General features: G+C 42.4%; 18 protein-coding genes. 17 read left to right on the top strand and 1 reads right to left on the bottom strand.

Annotated elements, in window-relative coordinates:
• The first annotated feature begins 232 nt into the window (after window positions 1-232).
• The 8 genes from KQI58_RS03055 (at window position 233) to KQI58_RS03020 (ending at window position 8,956) form a co-directional block, all read left to right on the top strand.
• Window positions 233-1,432 (top strand): quaternary amine ABC transporter ATP-binding protein, encoded by a 1,200-nt coding sequence (locus tag KQI58_RS03055; RefSeq protein ID WP_216406363.1) that lies wholly within the window; start codon window positions 233-235, stop codon window positions 1,430-1,432.
• A complete protein-coding gene (locus KQI58_RS03050; protein WP_216406360.1) occupies window positions 1,425-3,149 on the top strand; it encodes an ABC transporter permease/substrate binding protein in 1,725 nt (574 codons plus the stop codon). Before KQI58_RS03055 ends, KQI58_RS03050 begins: the two co-directional genes overlap by 8 nt.
• Before the next feature lie 498 nt (window positions 3,150-3,647).
• Window positions 3,648-5,591: a BglG family transcription antiterminator gene (locus tag KQI58_RS03045; RefSeq protein ID WP_216406358.1), complete on the top strand. Its 1,944-nt coding sequence runs from the start codon at window positions 3,648-3,650 to the stop codon at window positions 5,589-5,591.
• The gene (locus KQI58_RS03040; RefSeq protein WP_216406356.1) at window positions 5,592-6,065 is read left to right on the top strand and encodes a PTS sugar transporter subunit IIA; all 474 of its coding nucleotides are present in this window, start codon (window positions 5,592-5,594) and stop codon (window positions 6,063-6,065) included.
• Between the two features lie 13 nt (window positions 6,066-6,078).
• Window positions 6,079-6,363 carry a PTS sugar transporter subunit IIB gene (locus tag KQI58_RS03035; RefSeq protein ID WP_016179355.1) on the top strand — a complete coding sequence of 95 codons (285 nt, stop codon included), beginning with the start codon at window positions 6,079-6,081 and terminating at the stop codon, window positions 6,361-6,363.
• 38 nt (window positions 6,364-6,401) lie between these two features.
• On the top strand, window positions 6,402-7,775 hold the full coding sequence (locus tag KQI58_RS03030) for a PTS galactitol transporter subunit IIC (protein WP_216406355.1): 1,374 nt from the start codon (window positions 6,402-6,404) through the stop codon (window positions 7,773-7,775).
• A 27-nt stretch (window positions 7,776-7,802) separates the two neighbouring features.
• Window positions 7,803-8,309 (top strand): hypothetical protein, encoded by a 507-nt coding sequence (locus tag KQI58_RS03025; protein WP_216406353.1) that lies wholly within the window; start codon window positions 7,803-7,805, stop codon window positions 8,307-8,309.
• Window positions 8,309-8,956, top strand: coding sequence for a class II aldolase/adducin family protein (locus KQI58_RS03020; protein ID WP_216406351.1), 648 nt, complete (start codon window positions 8,309-8,311; stop codon window positions 8,954-8,956). Before KQI58_RS03025 ends, KQI58_RS03020 begins: the two co-directional genes overlap by 1 nt.
• A 90-nt stretch (window positions 8,957-9,046) precedes the next feature.
• Here KQI58_RS03020 and KQI58_RS03015 read toward each other — a convergent pair whose 3' ends face one another.
• The gene (locus KQI58_RS03015) at window positions 9,047-10,078 is read right to left on the bottom strand and encodes a zinc-binding dehydrogenase (RefSeq protein ID WP_216406349.1); all 1,032 of its coding nucleotides are present in this window, start codon (window positions 10,076-10,078) and stop codon (window positions 9,047-9,049) included.
• A gap of 188 nt (window positions 10,079-10,266) precedes the next feature.
• Here KQI58_RS03015 and KQI58_RS03010 point away from each other — a divergent pair, with 188 nt between their 5' ends.
• The 9 genes from KQI58_RS03010 to KQI58_RS02970 all read left to right on the top strand — a co-directional run bounded on the left by KQI58_RS03010 (window position 10,267) and on the right by KQI58_RS02970 (window position 19,201).
• Window positions 10,267-12,408 (top strand): BglG family transcription antiterminator, encoded by a 2,142-nt coding sequence (locus KQI58_RS03010; protein ID WP_216406347.1) that lies wholly within the window; start codon window positions 10,267-10,269, stop codon window positions 12,406-12,408.
• Window positions 12,401-12,865 (top strand): PTS sugar transporter subunit IIA, encoded by a 465-nt coding sequence (locus tag KQI58_RS03005; protein WP_216406345.1) that lies wholly within the window; start codon window positions 12,401-12,403, stop codon window positions 12,863-12,865. The genes KQI58_RS03010 and KQI58_RS03005 overlap by 8 nt, the downstream gene beginning before the upstream one ends.
• Window positions 12,866-12,886: 21 nt before the next feature.
• The gene (locus KQI58_RS03000; protein WP_216406341.1) at window positions 12,887-14,299 is read left to right on the top strand and encodes a PTS galactitol transporter subunit IIC; all 1,413 of its coding nucleotides are present in this window, start codon (window positions 12,887-12,889) and stop codon (window positions 14,297-14,299) included.
• The gene (locus KQI58_RS02995) at window positions 14,292-14,570 is read left to right on the top strand and encodes a PTS sugar transporter subunit IIB (RefSeq protein WP_016179363.1); all 279 of its coding nucleotides are present in this window, start codon (window positions 14,292-14,294) and stop codon (window positions 14,568-14,570) included. The genes KQI58_RS03000 and KQI58_RS02995 overlap by 8 nt, the downstream gene beginning before the upstream one ends.
• An 83-nt stretch (window positions 14,571-14,653) precedes the next feature.
• Window positions 14,654-15,391 (top strand): SDR family NAD(P)-dependent oxidoreductase, encoded by a 738-nt coding sequence (locus tag KQI58_RS02990; protein WP_216406339.1) that lies wholly within the window; start codon window positions 14,654-14,656, stop codon window positions 15,389-15,391.
• A 9-nt stretch (window positions 15,392-15,400) separates the two neighbouring features.
• Window positions 15,401-15,673, top strand: a complete 273-nt coding sequence (locus KQI58_RS02985) for a hypothetical protein (RefSeq protein WP_216406336.1) — start codon at window positions 15,401-15,403, stop codon at window positions 15,671-15,673.
• A 550-nt stretch (window positions 15,674-16,223) separates the two neighbouring features.
• Complete coding sequence (locus KQI58_RS02980) at window positions 16,224-17,180, top strand: sugar-binding transcriptional regulator (RefSeq protein ID WP_216406334.1); 957 nt, start codon at window positions 16,224-16,226, stop codon at window positions 17,178-17,180.
• Between the two features lie 17 nt (window positions 17,181-17,197).
• The gene (locus KQI58_RS02975; protein ID WP_216406331.1) at window positions 17,198-18,202 is read left to right on the top strand and encodes a thiamine pyrophosphate-dependent dehydrogenase E1 component subunit alpha; all 1,005 of its coding nucleotides are present in this window, start codon (window positions 17,198-17,200) and stop codon (window positions 18,200-18,202) included.
• A gap of 21 nt (window positions 18,203-18,223) precedes the next feature.
• Window positions 18,224-19,201 (top strand): alpha-ketoacid dehydrogenase subunit beta, encoded by a 978-nt coding sequence (locus tag KQI58_RS02970; RefSeq protein WP_216406329.1) that lies wholly within the window; start codon window positions 18,224-18,226, stop codon window positions 19,199-19,201.
• Window positions 19,202-19,203: the final 2 nt, after the last annotated feature.

The following is a 19,203-nucleotide window of genomic DNA, read 5'->3' as shown; positions in this document are numbered from 1 at the left end:
ATGTATCCAGAATATTATAAGAACGTACTTGGATACGAATTTAGAATCAGTGATCGACAATAAAATGATTCATCTAAACAAAAAGTCCTCAGGAGCGGTTTTCTCCTGAGGTTTTCTTATGAATTTTATTGAAACTAATGATGATTTACTGAAAATTTTCTGCATCTTCTTTGACAAAGTGACCACAGGGTGTTAGTGTTGTATGGTCACTTTTTTAAGAGGAGGATATTTTTTGAGTAAAGTTAAGGTAGAACATTTGACTAAAATATTTGGTAAGAAGCAGCAACAAGCCCTTGCGATGATTCAAGAAAACCGCGATAAGAATGAAATCGTGGAGCAAACAGGTGCAACTGTTGGTGTATATGACGCAAGTTTTGAAGTCGAAGAGGGAGAAATTTTTGTTATTATGGGACTTTCCGGCAGCGGAAAATCGACAATGATTCGTTTATTAAATCGGTTGATCGATCCAACTTCTGGTGAAATCTACATCGATGGAGAAAATATTGCCCAAATGGACAAGGAAGCACTGCGGGAAGTGCGCCGTCATAAAATCAATATGGTCTTTCAAAATTTTGGGCTATTTCCTCATCGAACGATTTTAGAAAATACAGAATACGGCCTGGAAGTGCGGGGCGTGCCAAAAGCTGAACGCCAAGCTTTGGCTGAACAAGCATTAGATAATTCAGGGTTACTGACCTTTAAGGACCAATATCCAAATCAATTATCTGGTGGGATGCAGCAGCGGGTCGGCTTGGCGCGGGCTTTAGCCAATGACCCAGAAATTTTATTGATGGATGAGGCTTTTTCAGCGTTAGACCCATTGATCCGCCGGGAGATGCAGGATGAATTATTAGATTTGCAGGCAAATGTGCAAAAAACGATCATCTTTATCACGCATGACTTAAATGAAGCCTTGCGGATCGGGGATCGGATCGCCTTGATGAAGGACGGTCAAATCATGCAGATTGGGACAGGTGAAGAAATTCTGACCCACCCAGCCAATCAATACGTTCGTGATTTCGTGGAAGATGTCGATCGTTCGAAGGTTCTCACGGCACAAAACATCATGGTGCCAGCCTTGACGACCAATATCGAGGTCGACGGGCCAAATGTTGCTTTGAACCGGATGCGTAAAGAAGAAGTCAGCATGCTGCTAGCGGTCGATCGCAAGCGCAAGCTGAAAGGAAGTCTAACCGCAGATAAGGCACGGGAAGCACGTAAGAATAATTTAGAGCTGAAAGATGTTATTGATAAAAATGTGCGCCGCATCCCGAAAGATATGCTGGTCACTGATATCTTCAATCTAATTTTTGATTCGCCAGCACCGTTGGCTGTCGTTGAAGGCGACCGTTTAGTCGGAGTCGTGATTCGCGGTAGTGTCTTAGAAGCGTTGGCAGATACAGAGACTGAAGAGGTGATTGCTCATGTTTAATTTTTTACAACAAACTATCCCTGTCGCAGATTGGGTCGAAGGATTTACTGATTGGCTGACCGGAACCTTTGCTGGACTGTTCTCAGCCTTGCAGCATGCAGGCCAATTTTTGATGGATGGAATGACCAATCTATTGACGATGATTCCGCCATTGCTATTGATTCTTGTTTTGACCATTGCCGCCTTTTTTATCTCCAATAAAAAATGGGGGTTAACGAGTTTTACGCTGATTGGTTTGCTCTTTATCTACAATCAAGGTTTGTGGACTGATTTAATGAGTACCGTCACGCTAGTTCTTTTATCTAGTGTGCTGTCGATCGTTATTGGGGTGCCGTTAGGAATCTTGATGGCAAAAAATGAAACCGCGAAAAAGATCATTACACCAATTCTGGACTTTATGCAGACGATGCCCGGATTTGTGTATTTGATTCCAGCCGTTGCTTTCTTCGGGATTGGAATGGTTCCCGGAGTATTTGCTTCCGTGATTTTTGCTTTACCGCCGACCGTACGTTTTACTAACTTAGGGATTCGTCAAATTCCCAAAGAATTGGTGGAGGCTTCCGATTCATTTGGCGGAACCGGCAAACAAAAATTATTTAAATTAGAATTGCCGTTAGCTAAAAGTACAATCTTAGCCGGAATCAATCAAACAACGATGCTGGCTTTATCAATGGTTGTAATCGCCTCTATGATTGGGGCTCCCGGTTTAGGTCGTGGCGTATTGTCCGCTCTGCAACGAGCACAGGTCGGAAATGGTTTTGTGAATGGTCTGGCGTTAGTTATTTTAGCGATCATCATTGACCGCTTTACGCAAAACATCAACAAGCCAAAACAACAGGCTGCTGAAAAAATGCCGAAAACGAAAAAACGCAAAATCGGGATTGCAGCTGGTGTCGTAGCAGCGATCGTATTGCTGGCTTCTTTTGGCTTCGGCGGTTCCTCTACTGAGAATAAAGGCACGATCAATCTGACTTATGTGGAATGGGATACCGAAGTGGCTTCTACCCATGTTATCGGGGAAGTCCTGAAAGAAATGGGCTACAAAGTCAACATGACGCCATTAGATAATGCAATCATGTGGGAATCTGTCGCCAAAGGTGAATCTGATGCGATGGTGGCTGCTTGGCTGCCGAATACCCACAAGTCTCAATTTGCTCAATACAAAGATCAAGTCGATGATTTAGGTATTAATTTGAAGGGTGCCAAAGTCGGGATCGTTGTTCCTGATTATATGGATATCAATTCGATTGAAGAGTTGAGCGATCAAGCCAATAAAACGATCACTGGGATCGAGCCTGGTGCCGGTGTAGTGAATGCAGCAGAAAATACGCTGAAGGCTTATCCGAACTTAGCCGATTGGAAGGTTTCTACCTCATCATCAGGTGCGATGACCGTAGCGCTTGGTCAAGCGATCAAGAAGAAGCAGCCAATTGTGATCACTGGCTGGTCACCACATTGGATGTTTGCGAAATACGGATTGAAATACTTAGATGATCCGAAAAATGCGATGGGCAGTGAAGAAGCAATTCATACAATGGCACGCAAGGGATTGAAAGACGATCAGCCTGAAGCTTACAAAGTATTGGACAACTTCCACTGGAACCAAAAGGACATGGAAAGTGTCATGTTGGCAATCAATGAAGGAAAAGATCCCTCACAAGCCGCTAAAGATTGGATTAAAGAGCATCAAAAAGAAGTCGATGAATGGCAAAAATAATCATAATCATAAAATTGCTGGTCATATTGATCAGCAATTTTTTTGTTAGAATTAAAGTAGGAACCTTTGATAAAAGGGAAAAGAGTATTTATTTAACTAATTCAAATAGCGGGTTTCCCACGGAAAACCTATGTTAAGATAACATAGTTTTTTAACACCACCTAATGCATATTTTCTGAGGAGGTTCAGTTGGAGTAGAAAATTAGAGATGCTGTTTTAAACGAATCCCAAGCATTCTTTTCAGAAATATTTCTTGTTAATTAGTGTTTTCATGATTAATGATGAAAAAAGGATGCCTTTAAAGAATTTAGAAAATTGATTAAGATGAATATAAGAGATAGTGAAGAGGTCAGTTCAGTGTTGCCGGTCATACTTTTCGCAGTGATTTCGACAGGCTCAGCTATTCTTGAATTTGAACTAACGGTTTAGCAGAGTGATGAGCTTTTTCTAAAACAATAAGAAAAAAAGCTGCCACCAAATGAATAAGGAGGTGAGAAAATGGATAAGAGTATGCGACGCCGAAATCAGTTACTATCCTTACTACTTTCTGAAAGCGATTACAAAACGACGGATTATTTCAGTGAGAAATTGGAAGTCTCGACCCGAACAATTTTGAATGATGTGAATTTTTTAAATCAGGAATTAGTCAAAAAAGAGATTGAGATCGTTAAGGTACCCCGACATGGCATCAAGCTAGTAGGTACCAAGGGAACTGTCAGTCAAATCGGAGAGCTGGCAATTGAAAATGATGGGGATGTTTATGATGTATTGGGAAGAAGAGAAGCAATTTTTCGAAAGCTATTTCTGCATTCAAAGGGGCAATTATTAGAAGAGCTGGAAAGCACATTTTTTATTTCAGATTCTACGCTAAAAAAAGACCTAGACTATCTTCAGCGATATCTCCGCCACTTTGGGGTGAAAATTTCTCAGAATCGACGAAAAGTGGGGCTTGCTGGTGCAGAGGCTGATATTCAACAAGCGTATCAGAATTTTTTGATGACCAAGTTTCCCGATGCGTTACTTGTAAATAATGAAGAGCTGCTGATTCAATTAGAGAATTATTTCTCTCAGGCAAAGATTCAATTAGTCAAAGAAACTTTAGAGAAGTTTTCAGACATGTTTTCCAGCGATATTTCAAATAAGTATTTTCCAGCAATTTTTCTTACATTTTTATGCTTACTGACACGAGCAGAACAAGGCTGTCATATGACCATCGAGGAAAAACAAAAGAATGAATTGGAAGACTTGGCTCTATATACGCAAACCTATGAAATTTGTGCCTTTATTTCTGCCAATAGTGCAATCGAATTGTGGTACCCCGATATTTACCATTTATCCGAAACGTTGTATGCCATGAACATTAAGCCATCTTATAAATCGATCAAACGTTATAGCGGCTGTTATCAAGAAGCAGTTGAAGAATTAATGGCTGACTTGGGGAATCTATTGAATATTGATTTTTCTGGGGATCAAGAATTGCACGAGTCCTTAATGAGTCATATTATCCCAATGATTTATCGTCTGCGACGCAATATTCTGATCAAAAATCCTTTTATGGAAGAGATCAAAAACCGCTATTTATTACTGTATTCCATGATGTGTTATGCCACCAGCAGCTTAGCTCAGCGTTTTTCAATTGAAATTACTGGTGATGAGATTTCTTTTTTAGTCATATATTTCCAAGTATCATTGGAACGAAAGTATGGCGTTAGTTTTCGCAATATTTATGTTGTTTTGTCCCGTGGATTGATTACCAGTGATTTGATTTATACAAAAATTCGGCGAATCATTCCCCACACCGATAAAGTGATTCAATTAACTACGAAGGAATTTGAGCAGGTGACGTTGAATTCAAATGACGTTGTCGTGACTACCGATGCCACTGTAAAGGCGAGAAATGTCGTGTACATTTCCCCTATGATTAAGGATGAGGAAATCAGTCGAATTGTTCATACCTACTATAAACGTTACCATGCAACAGCCAAGGAGAAATCACAAGTACAGCAACAATGGATCAATCCTAAACTTGTTTTTCTTCAGGAGCATGTAGAGAACAAAGAGGAATGTTTGAATTTTATGATTCAAAAATATCAGGAGCTAGGGATCGCGAAGGAAAAATTCGGCGAATCAGTTTGGGTCAGAGAAAAATTGGGCGATACCAGTTTTTCTGTCAGTGTAGCAATTCCCCATGCCGATCCTAGTGAAGTCAATCAAACATCCATTGGAATTATGACCTTGGCTAAAAAAATCAATTGGGGCATCAACAACGTTAATGTCATTCTGTTTTTTGCAATTTCAGATACAGATATTGACGCGGCAAAGAGTAAAATTACAGGTTTGCTTGAATTCATCGAAAAGGAGGAGAATGTGGAGCAGTTAATTCAAGTAACGGACAAGGAGACACTATTGGAATTAGTGATGGGTGAAGGGAGTGCAATCTAAGTGGCTGACTTTTGGGATGAAATGTACTTAGACGAACATTTGGTAGATTTAGAAATAGAGGCGTCAGATAATTTTTCAGCATTGGCGGCATTAGCAGGCTGTCTTGAGAAAAATCAATGTGTGAATGGCGAATTTAGTCAAGCGATTCAAGAACGGGAAAAAGAATTTTCTACTGGTCTGCCGCTTGAACATGTCGGGGTTGCGATTCCTCATACGGATTCTGAATATGTCTATAAGCAATCGATGGCAATCGGTATTTTAAAAGACCCTGTGATGTTTGAAATGATGGGGTCGCCTGAAGTTTTGGTACCAGTCAAGATTATGTTCATGCTGGCAATCAAGGAACCGAAGAAACAACTGGAATTTCTCCAAGCATTGATTGATATGTTCCAAAAAGACGAACAAGTCTTAGCAATTGTTCAAGCAAAAACGGCAGCGGAAGCCGTCAAAAAAATGAAACAGAATCTAAATTAAGGACGTGGAAAAAATGAAAAATATTTTATTGGCATGTGGTTCAGGAATTGCGACATCAACAGCGGTGAACGGGAAAATCTCAAAGATTTTGGATGAAAATGGTTATAAAGGACAATACAAAATTACCCAATGCAAGATTTCGGAAGCACCCAACAAAGCTTCCAATTATGATTTTTTGATCTCTACAACGGTGATACCAAAGGATTTGGACTGTGAATCTGTTTCAGGCGTGTGCTTCTTGACTGGTGTGAATACGAAACCGACGATTGATCGAATTTTAGCATTGATGGAAAAGTAAGCGACAATAACTATTAGGAGTAATGAGGGGGAAGAATCATGGATGCTATTATTAAAGTGTTTCAATTTATTCAGGGCTTAGGTGTATCCGTTGTCATGCCGATTGTGATCTTTATTATTGGCTGTGCATTCAGAACAGGTGTCGGGAAGAGTCTTCGGGCAGGTCTGACGGTCGGAGTAGGTTTTATTGGTTTGAATTTGGTCATCAACTCTTTATTAGGAACCAGTCTTTCGCCAGCCGTACAGGCAATGGTTGACCGCTATGGCTTGAGTCTATCGACAATCGATGTGGGATGGCCGGCTTCTGCGGCGATCGCTATGGGATCAACGGTGGGCTTGATCATCATTCCGTTGGGATTATTGGTAAATATTGTAATGCTGCTGACAAATACAACCCAAACAGTTGACGTAGATATTTGGGATTACTGGCATTTTGCATTTACCGGTGCTTTAGTTGCGATCATTACAGATACGTTATGGTTAGGAATCATAGCAGCAGTGGTGAATATGGTGATTATTATGGTTCTGGGAGACGTTACCGCGCCAGAGGTAGAAAAATCGCTAGATCTGCCGGGCGTTTCATTGCCCCATGGCTTCACGACAGCCTATGCGCCGATCGCGATGGTCATCAATAAACTAATCGACATGATCCCAGGGGTAAGAGATATCAATATCAATATGGACACAGTTCAAAGAAGATTCGGTGTCTTTGGCGAACCGATCTTAGTGGGGACCTTCTTAGGGATCATTATTGGGATCATCGCAGGCTATGATGTGACACAGGTCTTGACTTTAGGCGTTTCATTAGGCGCTGTTCTGGTCTTGATTCCTAAAATGGCCGCGTTGTTGATGGAGGGCTTGATTCCAATTAGTGATGCCGCCAGCGACTTCATTCAAGGAAGATTCCAAAATCGCGGGAAAATTTATATCGGTTTAGATTCTGCCGTAGGTGTAGGACACCCCGTAACATTAGCAATTTCATTTATCTTGGTTCCATTATTGATTTTCTTGGCGGTGGTTTTACCAGGAAATACCGTAATGCCGTTTGCTGATTTAGCGGTTATTCCATGGATGTTCGTATTAATCACACCGATCGTAAAAGAGAATGGGTTTAGAGGGTTGATCGTAGGCTTGATCGTTTTAGTTTTCGGCTTATGGATCGCTACGGATTTAGCACCGATGATTACGACGGCTGCGAACAATGTGAATTTCCAAATGCCCGAGGGTGCCTCGCAAATTTCATCTATCTGTGATGGTGCCAATCCATTAACTTGGGCCTTAGTCCGCTTAAATGGTCTGGGCTATATTGGTACCGGAGTTGGAGCAGTTATTGCAGCGGCGATGGCGATTTGGAACCGTAACCGGATCAAAAAAGAAGCCTCTCAACTTCATGATGGGGGAGAAGCTGCTTAATACTTTTGTATGAAGGAGGAAGAACAAATGAAACGGTTTGAGTATGATAAAACGTTATATTTTATCGATGTCCCTGTTACAGGAGTAGTCTCATTGATTGTTTTCCTCATTGCTCTGGCTTCAATTATTACTAATCGAATACCGGCATTGATGTTCTTAGTCGGCATTGTTGCTTTTTACAGCTTTTGGAACGCGCTTGTGGCGAAAGTAACGCCCAAAGAGATCCAGGTGGATGGGGATACGCTGATGTTGCGTTCCTTTAACCGAAGAGATGCGTACAATTTGGATCAGCTAAAAAGCTTTAAGATTCGCGAGTTTCCAACAGCAGGAAAAATGTTTCTACGCATGGATGGCGGCGGAATAGTGAAAGGGCGCTATTGGCTGAATACGAAAAATTACACTGACGGGCAGGAGCTGTTTCGATTATTACTGGATATGGAATATGAAAAACATCCAGAATCCTTGAAGGCGCGTGCCAGAAGAGTGAACACAGAGTATAATGCGCAAGTCAAAAAGAAAAAAGAGGCCAGCTGATGTTAGAAAAAGAGAAAAAAGAAATAATCGCAACAGGGATCAAGTTGGATCGCTACGGATTGATCTCGTTATCTGGCGGCAATGTGAGTCTGCGGATTGATGAAGATACATTGTTGGTGACACCTAGTGGAATGATGTACGAAGAAATGGTGCCAGAAGATGTTTTGGTAATGCCGCTTGATGGAAACATCATTGAAGGGACGCGGCGGCCAAGTGTTGATACGATCGCGATTCGTTATATTTTTCAACAGATGCCTGCGGTCAACTCAGTGATCCATACACATCAACCTTATGCGACTGGGATCGGTCTTGTGGTGGACCGGATCGATTGCGATGTGACAACACTTGCTAACACCGCAAAAGGCCCAGTCAATGTGGCGCCCTATAGCTCGGCTGCTAGTATTGATATGGGCTATGCGGTAGTGGAGCATATCGGTGATCAATTGGCCGTTGTGCTGAAAAACCACGGCGTCGTGACCATCGGCAAAAGCTTGAAGGAAGCCTTGTATGCGGCTGTCTATTTAGAGGAAGCTGCGAAAACATTATATGTCGCTCATTCCTATGGCGGGAAAGTCGCCAAACTGAATGACGAGCAGATTCAAACCGCAGTTGAAGTATTTAAAGACTACGGACAGGTGAAGCCTTGAGCCTTTGGTTTTTAGAATAGATAATTAGAATAAGTTCGTATATAAACTGTCTGCCAATTTTTGGCAGACAGTTTTTGCTTCTCTGAAGCATTATTCAGGCTTCAGCAGCACCTTCAATTCCTCACCATTCATCGCTAGTTTAAACGCTTCTTCCCATTGATCTAAAGGCAGGGTCTTGGTAATCAACGGGAAAAGATTCACATTTGACGTTTCCAACCATTCCAGTGATTTGTGCCATGAACTGGGCTTTTGGGTTCGCGAGCCGATCAATTGAATCTCTTTATTTAATAGCAGACTCATGTCGATTGGTACAGGATTTTTTGCGAAGAGTCCTTCTTGGATTACTGTTCCTTTTTTCTTAACGATTTCCAGAGCCTGCTGCAGAGCTTGCGGACTGCCGGAGCATTCAAAGACTTGATCGAAGCCTAAATTGTTCGTCGCTTCTTTAACGAGCATGGTTAAGTCCTTTGTCTGGCTGTCTATAATATGATGGATGCCGAGTTCTTGAGCTTTCGCTAAACGAGCTGCGTCTTTCGTAATTCCGATCAAAGTAACTTCCGCGCCTAATGATTTTACAACCAAAGCGAGTAAAACACCGATGGGTCCAGGACCAAAGACCGCGATTTTCTCCTGTGCTTTGATAGTTGTTTTTTCCATTACGGCATGGATGCAGCAAGCCAGCGGCTCCAATAGTGCAGCGACTTCATTCGGCAGTGAGTCAGGCAGGTGATGACAGCGGTCGGCTTTTGCTGAAACAAATGTTGCGAAGCTTCCATCTACTTGTGTTCCAAGTCCTTTGCGGTGGCTGCAAAGATTGTATTCTTCCTTTAAACAATACGGGCAAATTTCACAAACTTCGTAGGTAGTCTCACTAACTACTCGATCACCGATAGAGAAATCCGTTACTTTATCCCCTTTTTTATCGACTATACCAATGAACTCGTGACCAAGGGTTAATGGTATTTTTTTGTTATATTCTCCTTTCAAGGCATGAATGTCTGATCCACAAATACCACTATAGACTACTTTAATTATAATTTCGTCACATTTAAGAGAAGGTGCGTCTATATCACATAATTCTACGTGTCCATAACCAGCTGATAGTTTTCTCAATGCTTTCACTTTAACATCCTCCTTGATTGTTTCTCTTGTTGAAATTGTTATTAAAAAAGTTTTTGTTCTCTGTATGCCAAGACTATCATAGATGTTTAGTAGCCATCTATCACAATTCTTTTGAGAAACGAACAAAAAGGATTGGTCTTGTGAAATAATAGGAGGCAGATACAATTAAAAGTGTAGAGGTGATAGTGATGAACAGAAGAATCAATAAAATTTTATTGGATATTTTGCACGAAAAGGAAGATTCATTGGCAAACTATGCCAAATTGTTTAACGTTTCTGAACAAACGATTCGCAATGATATTAAAGAGATCAACTTTCAACTGGAAAGCAATAATGGAAATAGAGCAATTTATTTGGAGGATGGTTTTTTACAAATACCGAAGGAGGTTAATCTAAAGGAATTATTCAAAACCTATGCGTCTTTCCAACACTATCATTTAACTCTCGATGAAAGACGAACGATTCTAGCATTGCTTCTGGTCACCAGTCACGATTATGTGACAACCTACTATCTTTCTGAATACCTCTTAGTTAGTCGTAATACCCTTGTTAGCGATATCGAAGCGTTGAAAAAATGGTTTGTTAAGAATAATTTGGTTTTGCTTTCCCATATTGGAAAGGGTTATAAAGTGGTGGGTGATGAGATCGATATTCGCTCGGCAATGACCAAGCTAGTGATCTTTAATGGTTTGTTCGATTATGGCTATGATTACGCCATGGGTTGGGAGAATAATATTTTTCAAAATCTTCTGTTAGAAATCATTGATCCCGACACGCGTTATCAGGAAGTTAGTCAGCTGTTAATGGAGGCGGAAAAAGAGGAGCAGCTCCAATTATCTGATTTTTCTTACCAAGAAGTGATTTGCTATTTGATTATCATGATTGAGCGCATTAAGGTTAATCGATTTATTGAAGCCTCTGATATTCTGGAGGACATTCGAGAAAGCTCAAAATCCAGCTTTGCTCAAACAATTCTAAAAAAAATAGAGGAACGCTTTGCTATCACAACAACTACCGGGGAATTGGATTATTTGATCTCGGTGCTGCGCAGGAAAAGCTACATTAAAAACAATGGACGCAAGATTGATTCTATCGAGATTCAAATTTTGATCAATGAGTTTATTTTCAATTTGGCTAGAGAAATGGATATCAAGTATTACTTGAACAGTGATTTATTTGATCTGTTGGAAAATCATTTGAAGCTTCTCATCTACCGTCTTTCGCTAAATGATAGCGTTGTCAATGTGCTGTTTGATGAGATTTATCAATCGTATCCTGAGATGTTCGAAATCGTCAAACGTAATTTGCAGAAGATCGAGGAGTATTTAGAGGTTGAGATTCAACAAAATGAACTCTCTTTTATCGTTATGTATGTGATGGCGATTGTAGAAAACAGCAATCATACACAATCGAAAGGACAGATTCGACTACGCATTGTATGCAACTCTGGCAGCGGTACTGCTCAATTGATCAAAGTGAAATTATTATCGGCGTTTCCTCAAATTGAGGTGGTATCTGTGGATTCCTCGCATGTGCTGCAAAAGATTCAGCCAGAAGATCAGGATCTGATCGTGACGACGGTTCCGCTGCAATTTGATCAATCACCGGTTGTTCTCGTGAATCCGATTCTGACAGAACAGGATATTATTCGCATTCAAAAGGTTTTATACAAAATCAAACCGCGTCATTTTATTGATCAAGAATATTTACTTACGAAGGAAGAATCAATGATCGAAGATTTCTTGCCGATCATTCAGAAATATCTAGACGCAGGAGAATATCAAAACTTTCTAGGTGATCTTGAGTCCTTTAATCAACTGAACGAACGTCTATCCACGGAGACACAAGAAATCACCCGATTAACATCGATTTTAACGCTTGATCGCATTACATTGGATCAGCCGTGCAGTTCGTGGCAGTCGGCAGTAAAAAAAGCAGGTGAACCACTGTTAAAGAACAAACTAATCACTCAAGAATATATTGATGCAATGATCCAAATGGTCGTGGAATACGATTCTTATATCGTGATTTCACCAGGAGTGGCGATTCCCCATGCGGAATTTTCACATGGGGCAAAGAAAATCGGAGCTAGTTTTGTTCGGTTGGCAGAGCCCGTTTCCTTTAATCATCAGAAAAATGATCCGGTAAAATATGTGATTGCCTTTTCTTTACCGGAGGGTGTCTCGATTGGCACTTGTTTGTACTATTTCACGGAAATTTTAGCAACGGAAGATTTCTTATCCGTGATGGATCAGTGTCAATCAGAAGAAGCGGTCATGAACCAGTTAAGAAAATTAGAAGATAAAGTGATGGGGTTTCCTTATGAATAAACTACTAAGAAAAGAAAACCAAAATTTTTTATACTACTCCTTCGATGAGGAGGAGCAAGAGGCGCTGCTGGCTAAAATGAGTGAGGTCTTGATTGAAGCGGGCTTCGTTCATGAGAGCTATCAAAAAGCCGTCATCGAACGGGAACGTGTTTTTCCTACTGGACTACCAACAAAAGGGATCAGTGTCGCAATCCCTCATACGGATTCGATCCATGTTAAAAAAGCAGGTTTTTTAGTGGGAGTATTAGAAAAGCCGGTGACCTTTGAAATGATGGCTAGCAAGGATGTTTTTTTGGAGGTTGAATTGATTTTTATGCTGGCTATCAAACAGCCAGAGGACCAATTGGTCATGCTGCAAAAGCTAATGATGTTATGTCAGGACGAGCAAAATTTACAGTTACTTAAGGCAAAAGAGCAGGTTGTTGAGGTGGAGCAATTATTGAAGACGATTCAGTGATAAGAACAAGGAGGAGAAAAAATGTTAGATATGCTTAAAGCGGGAGTCAACTATATCTTGGATCTTGGGGCGGCAGCGATGCTGCCGATCATCCTGACCATTTTCGGTGTGATCTTAGGGCAAAAGCTAAGTAAGTCTTTTCGAGCAGGTTTGACGGTTGGGATTGGTTTTACCGGCTTAAATCTCGTCATTGGTTTGCTGTCAGATTCCATCGGGAAATCCTCTCAGGCGATGATTGAACGTTTGGGTCTGCAATTGGATATTTTAGATGTTGGGTGGCCGATTGGCGCAGCGATCACCTTTGCCACACCGATTGCGGTGATTTTGATTCCAGTTATCTTTATTTTTAATATTATTCTGCTGCGTTTCAATCTGACTAAAACAATGGACGTGGATCTATGGAATTATTGGCACTTAATTTTTCCGGGGGCAATGATCTATTATGCGACAAACTCGATTTGGATCGCGATCGTTTGTTCCTTGATTAATACCTTTATTATTTTCAAACTAGCCGATTGGACAGCCCCAGCGGTGGAGCACTTCTTCGGATTACCGGGAATTTCGCTGCCCCATGGAGAAACGGTTAATTTTGCGCCGCTGACATACGCGCTGAATCGTGTTTGGGATAAAGTCCCAGGCATCAACAAAATTGATATCAACGCAAAAAATCTAAAGGAACGTTTAGGAATTTTTGGCGAACCGATGATGATTGGTCTGGTACTAGGGGTTGGGATGGGCTTGCTGGCAGGCTACTCTTCTCAAGAGATTATCCAACTAGGGGTGCAAACTTCCGCGGTAATGATTTTGATGCCGAGAATGGTGGCGCTCTTAATGGAAGGTCTGGCACCGATCGCGGAAGGTGCAAAAACCTTTATCCAAAAACGGTTCCCAGGAAAAGAGGTTTATATCGGGTTAGATGCGGCAGTTGTGACGGCTCATCCGGCGATTATTACGGTGGCATTATTAATGGTACCAATCACAATTTTATTGGCGGCGGTTCTACCGTTCAACCGACTATTGCCATTTGCTGATTTGGCGGTGTTGCCGTTTACCGTGATTTGGTCTGTGGCGGCTTCAAAGGGCAATATTTTCAGAGGATTGTTGAATTCGATCGCATCGGTTTGTATCGTCTTGTTCATCGCGACGAATTTAGGCGCGTTGACCACGACCATGGCACACGCGGTAGGTTTTGCCTTCCCAGAAGGAGCGACCATGATCTCAGGAATCGACATGAGCTCCCACATTACCTTATGGATCATGCTGAAATTGATTGATCCATCAAATCTACCGGCCTTTATGGCAGGAGCCATCGCCCTAGTAATGTACGGTGCGCTATGGTTTTGGACTCGGAACGACATCAAAAAGCAATATGGAATCCCAACAGGAAAAGATGATCCAGACAATACAGTTAAAGGAGCCGAGATGAATGAATAAAAAACATATCCTAATCGCTTGTGGAACGGGTGTTGCCACATCAACGGTCGTATGCATGCGAGTTAAAGAAGAGCTGGAAAAAAACAATATCCCCGCAACGGTAGAGCAATGTAAAGTAGCTGAGCTGCCATCAAAAATCCATGGGGCTGATTTAGTCGTAACCACAACGGCCTATGAAAGTGACGATATTCCTGTAATTCGTGCCTTATCCTTTTTAACAGGTGTGGGGATCGAAGCAGATGTGCAAAAAATTGTCGATATTTTAAGCTGAGGACTAGCAGAATCCTATCCGGCAATTAGAGGGATACTTCTGCAAAGAAAACCAGTCATTAAAAATGAAAAAGGGGTAGTCCTATGAAAGGGAAAGTTGCGGTAGTCACGGGAGCAGCTAAGGGAATTGGCAAAGCCATTGCGAAAAAATTTGCCGAAGCTGGGGCCTATACAGTGATCTTGGACTTTGACCAGGTCAGCGGAGAACAAACCGCTGCTGAATTTTCTCAAGCCTTTACCGAATCACTCTTCATTAAAACCGATGTTGCGGACCCAGATTCATTACAGGCAGCGAGTGAGCAGGCCTGGGCGCACTTTCAGCGGATCGATGTTTTAGTGATCAATGCGGGAATCAGTTATCTGCATTCGATAAAGGAAATTTCGATCGAGGAGTGGCAGCGGGTATTGCGTATCAATCTAGATGGTTCCTTCTATACGCTGAAGGCCTTTTATGAACAGTTCTCAGACAATCAAGGGAAGATCATCTTTATTACCTCCGGTTCAGCGATCACTGGGACGGGTGGTGGGATGCACTATGCGTCGTCGAAAGCGGGACAGCATGGCTTGATGCGAGCCGCTTCGAAGGAGTTTGGGCCGAGGGGGATTAATGTAAATGCCATTGCGCCGCGAGTGATTCAGACGGATATTTTAGATACGCTTTATCCCGATGAGGCGAGTCGCGAGGAATTGCTGAAAAAGATTCCGATTCAACGTATCGGTCAGCCAGAAGATATCGCCAATTTGGCACTGTTTTTGGCAAGCCCTGAGAGTTCGTATATTCATGGACAGATTATTTTGGCAGACGGCGGTCGGACCTATTAAGGAGAGCATATGAAAAACATTTTAGTTGTAACAGGTACTTCAGAAAATAAACGAAACTTTGCAGTCAATTATATTGAGTCCTTTATGAAGGACCAGGGAGTCGCAGTGAGTGTTGAAGGAAAGAGTATCTATGATGTAACGGAAGTAACAGAAGAAATTTCCGCCATCGTAGCGATCGGTCAGCCGCAATTTACCACGGCTATTCCGATTATTGATGGGACGCCCTTCATCACAAAATTTAATATGGATGCCTGTTGCCAACAATTACTTGAAAAAATTTAAGAAGTGTCATTTTTGGGTTCTTAACAAAAAAGGAGTCGCTGCGCTGCGTTCGCTCTTTCATGATTAATGATGAAAAAAGGTTGTCTTTAAACCGGGACAAGGATTTATTATGATAAGGATGAGAAGGAGAGCTAGGACTTCCAGAAGAAGTAAAGGCGGATGCTTACAGCGACTAGCTTCTTAGCGAGTGAATGTTGATGCCCAAAGTGTCATTCGGTTCTTAGTGTGTATTAGAAATAAGTCATAGTGAAAATCCTCCTTATTGGTCTGCAGTAATCCAATAATTTATGGTTTTCACTATGAATTTTTTTATCTGCCGGTAGCTAAAGCTTGCTGAGCAGGAGTTTGTGAAGCTTCGTAACATTTGTTACGAAAAACGCGTCGTTGGAACATTTTGTAAAGATGAGCTTGTGAACAAAAACATTTGTTGAAAGCGTTGACTCTCGAAGTAAAGGCTCTTATGATGACAGTGTGACATATGTTAAATAGAAGAACATATGGTAATAGCTAGACGTAAATAAGAAAGATTCGCCTTAGGAGGGAATAAAAGATGAGTTATTCCGACGATGCACGATTACTGACGGAGATCGCTTCGATGTACTACGAAGAAGGAGCCAAGCAATCAGAGGTAGCAAAAAAATTCAATATTAGTCGCTCACTAGTCTCTAAGTATTTAGCGAAGGCGCGTTCCTTAGGATTGGTAGAAATTATTATACATGATGATCTGGTTCATCCTTATCGTTTGTTAGAGGAGAAGCTGGTTGAGAAATTTGGGCTGACTGAGGTGATTTGTATCGCCCCGGCGGCTGCTGAAATGTTGAATAAACGAATCGGCATCGCGGCTGGAAAATATCTCTCTCGCATTTTAAAAGGAGAGGAAACGATCGGTGTTTCTGCTGGGATGGTCGTTCATGAGGCGGCACAAAATTTCTTGCCGAAAAATCAAATGGAAAACATTCGCTTTATTCCGTTGGTTGGCGGCTTAGGTCAAGAACATACGGCGCTACAGGCCAACGTAGTTTGCGAGATATTTGCCCGCAAGAGCGGCGGATCGGTATTGGAGCTGCATGCGCCGATCACGGTGGATTCAGCCGAAGCGAAAAAGGTATTCATGGCACAGTCCTTTATCAAAAATGTCTTTGATAAAGGGAAAAAAGCAGATATCGCCTTAGTTGGGATCGGCGGTTTGCCAGCCTATTCCACGATGACCAAAGCGTATTTGCCGAATGAAGAGGTGCCCTTAAGAAAGGAATTATCTGCCGGCAATGTCTCGGGAGATATTTGTTACAACTTTATTGATGAGGAGGGGCAGTTAGCGGATTGTACGTGGAATGATCGCGTATTGGCGATTAGTTTGGCGGAATTGAAGCAGATTCCAAAACGGATCGGTGTATCTGGCGGCAAGGAAAAGGTCAGCGGGATTCGAGCGGCGTTAAAAGGGAAGCTGGTCAATGTGTTGATCACCGATGAAGAGACAGCGAAAACGTTACTAGATGAAGATAAATAAAAAATGGAGGCGCATAAATGATGGCAGCAACGAAAAACATCTCGATTCCAAATCGAGCAGGTTTGACGGATGAAAACTTGGTAGAGCTTTATCGCAGAATGTGGGAAATTCGTTTCTTTGATGAGAAAGTCGATCAGCTTTTTGCAAAAGGCTTGATCCATGGGACGACTCACTTGGCGGTGGGTCAAGAAGCGACAGCGGCAGGCAGCGGAGCAGTTTTGCGAAAAACAGACTGGATCACCGCTACTCACCGGGGACATGGACAAACGATCGCAAAAGGAACGAATATCAATGAAATGATGGCGGAGCTATTTGGCCGGACCACGGGAACCAATAACGGGAAAGGCGGCTCGATGCATATCGCCGATTTGGATACAGGGAATCTAGGCGCGAATGGTATCGTTGGCGGCGGCTTTCCGATTGCGACGGGTGCCGCGTTAACGTCAAAATTGAAAAAGAACGATACGGTTGCTTTGGCTTATGCAGGGGATGGTTCGACCAATGAAGGTAGCTTCCATGAATCATTGAACTTGGCTTCAATCTGGGATCTTCCCGTAGTCTTCTTTATTGAAAATAATCAATACGGAATGAGCGGTCCTTTCAAAACCATGATGAATGTCGATCGTCTATCTGAACGGGCAAAGGCTTATGGCATCGAAGGTATTACAATAGAAGGAAATGATGTTATCGAAGTGATCAATACCACCTATGATGCGGTTGAAAAAGCGCGACGCGGCGAAGGACCGACCTTGATCGAAGCCATGACCTATCGCTGGAAGGGCCATTCGAAATCGGATGCTAAGAAATACCGCACGAAGGAAGAGGAAGAGGACTGGCGCAAGAACCGCGATCCGATCAAATTGGCGCGTGAGAAATTTGTGGCGGCGGGGATTTTTACTGAGGAAGAAGCAGAAGAAATTCGTTTAGCAGCGAAGCAAGCGATTGAAGATGCTGTAACCTTTGCAGAAGAAAGCCCAATGCCGGCGATCGAAAGCATGTACGAAGACGTATACTCAGACTAGAGGAAATAGGAGGAGCAAAAGATGAGAGAAATCACTTACGCGGAAGCAGTCAGAGAAGCAATGTCTGAAGCGATGCGGGAAGATCAAGATATTTTCATGTTAGGCGAAGACATCGGCGTTTATGGTGGCGCTTTCGGTGTGAGCCGCGGCATGGTGGAAGAATTTGGTGAGGAACGGGTACGTTCGACACCAATCTCTGAATCAGTGATCGCAGGTGCGGCCGTTGGTTCAGCGATGACAGGGATGCGTCCGATTTTTGAGATTCAGTTTTCAGATTTTATTACGATCGCCTTGGATCAGATCGTTAATCAGGCGGCAAAGATTCGTTACATGTATGGCGGAAAAGCTCGGATTCCACTAGTGATGCGTACGCCTGGCGGTTCAGGAACAGGTGCGGCCGCGCAGCACTCGCAAAGCTTGGAAAACTGGACAGCGCATGTACCGGGGTTAAAGGTCATTCAACCAGCGACTGCCTATGACGCGAAGGGTTTATTGCATGCGGCGATCGAAGACAATAATCCGGTGATGTTCTATGAACATAAGCTGTGCTACCGAACGAGTTCTGATGTACCGGAAGGCAAATACACGATTCCAATCGGTGTAGCGGACATTAAACGTGAAGGCTCCGATATTTCCGTTGTGGCAACAGGCATCATGGTGCATAAAGCCTTGGAAGCTGCCGATATTTTAGCAGAAGAAGGCATTCAAATCGAAGTCGTTGATCCACGGACCTTGGTGCCGTTAGATAAGCAAACGATCATTGACTCTGTAGTTAAAACTGGGAAAGCGGTCGTGGTGACGGAAGCAGTGAAGCGCAGTGGGTTCAGTGCGGAATTAGCCAGTGTAATCGCAGAAGAAGAGTGTTTTGATTTCTTAGATGCGCCGATCATTCGTTTAGCCGGCAAAGAAATTCCGATGCCGTATCATCCAGAGCTTGAGAAAAAAGCAGTACCGCAAGTAGAAGATATTGTTGACGCTTGTCGTGGATTAATGGCATAGGG

It is taken from the genome of Enterococcus raffinosus (assembly GCF_018917525.1).
Lineage (GTDB): Bacteria > Bacillota > Bacilli > Lactobacillales > Enterococcaceae > Enterococcus_A > Enterococcus_A raffinosus_A.
Note: the sequence above shows the minus strand (reverse complement) of the source record. Positions and strands in the feature narration are given on the sequence as shown.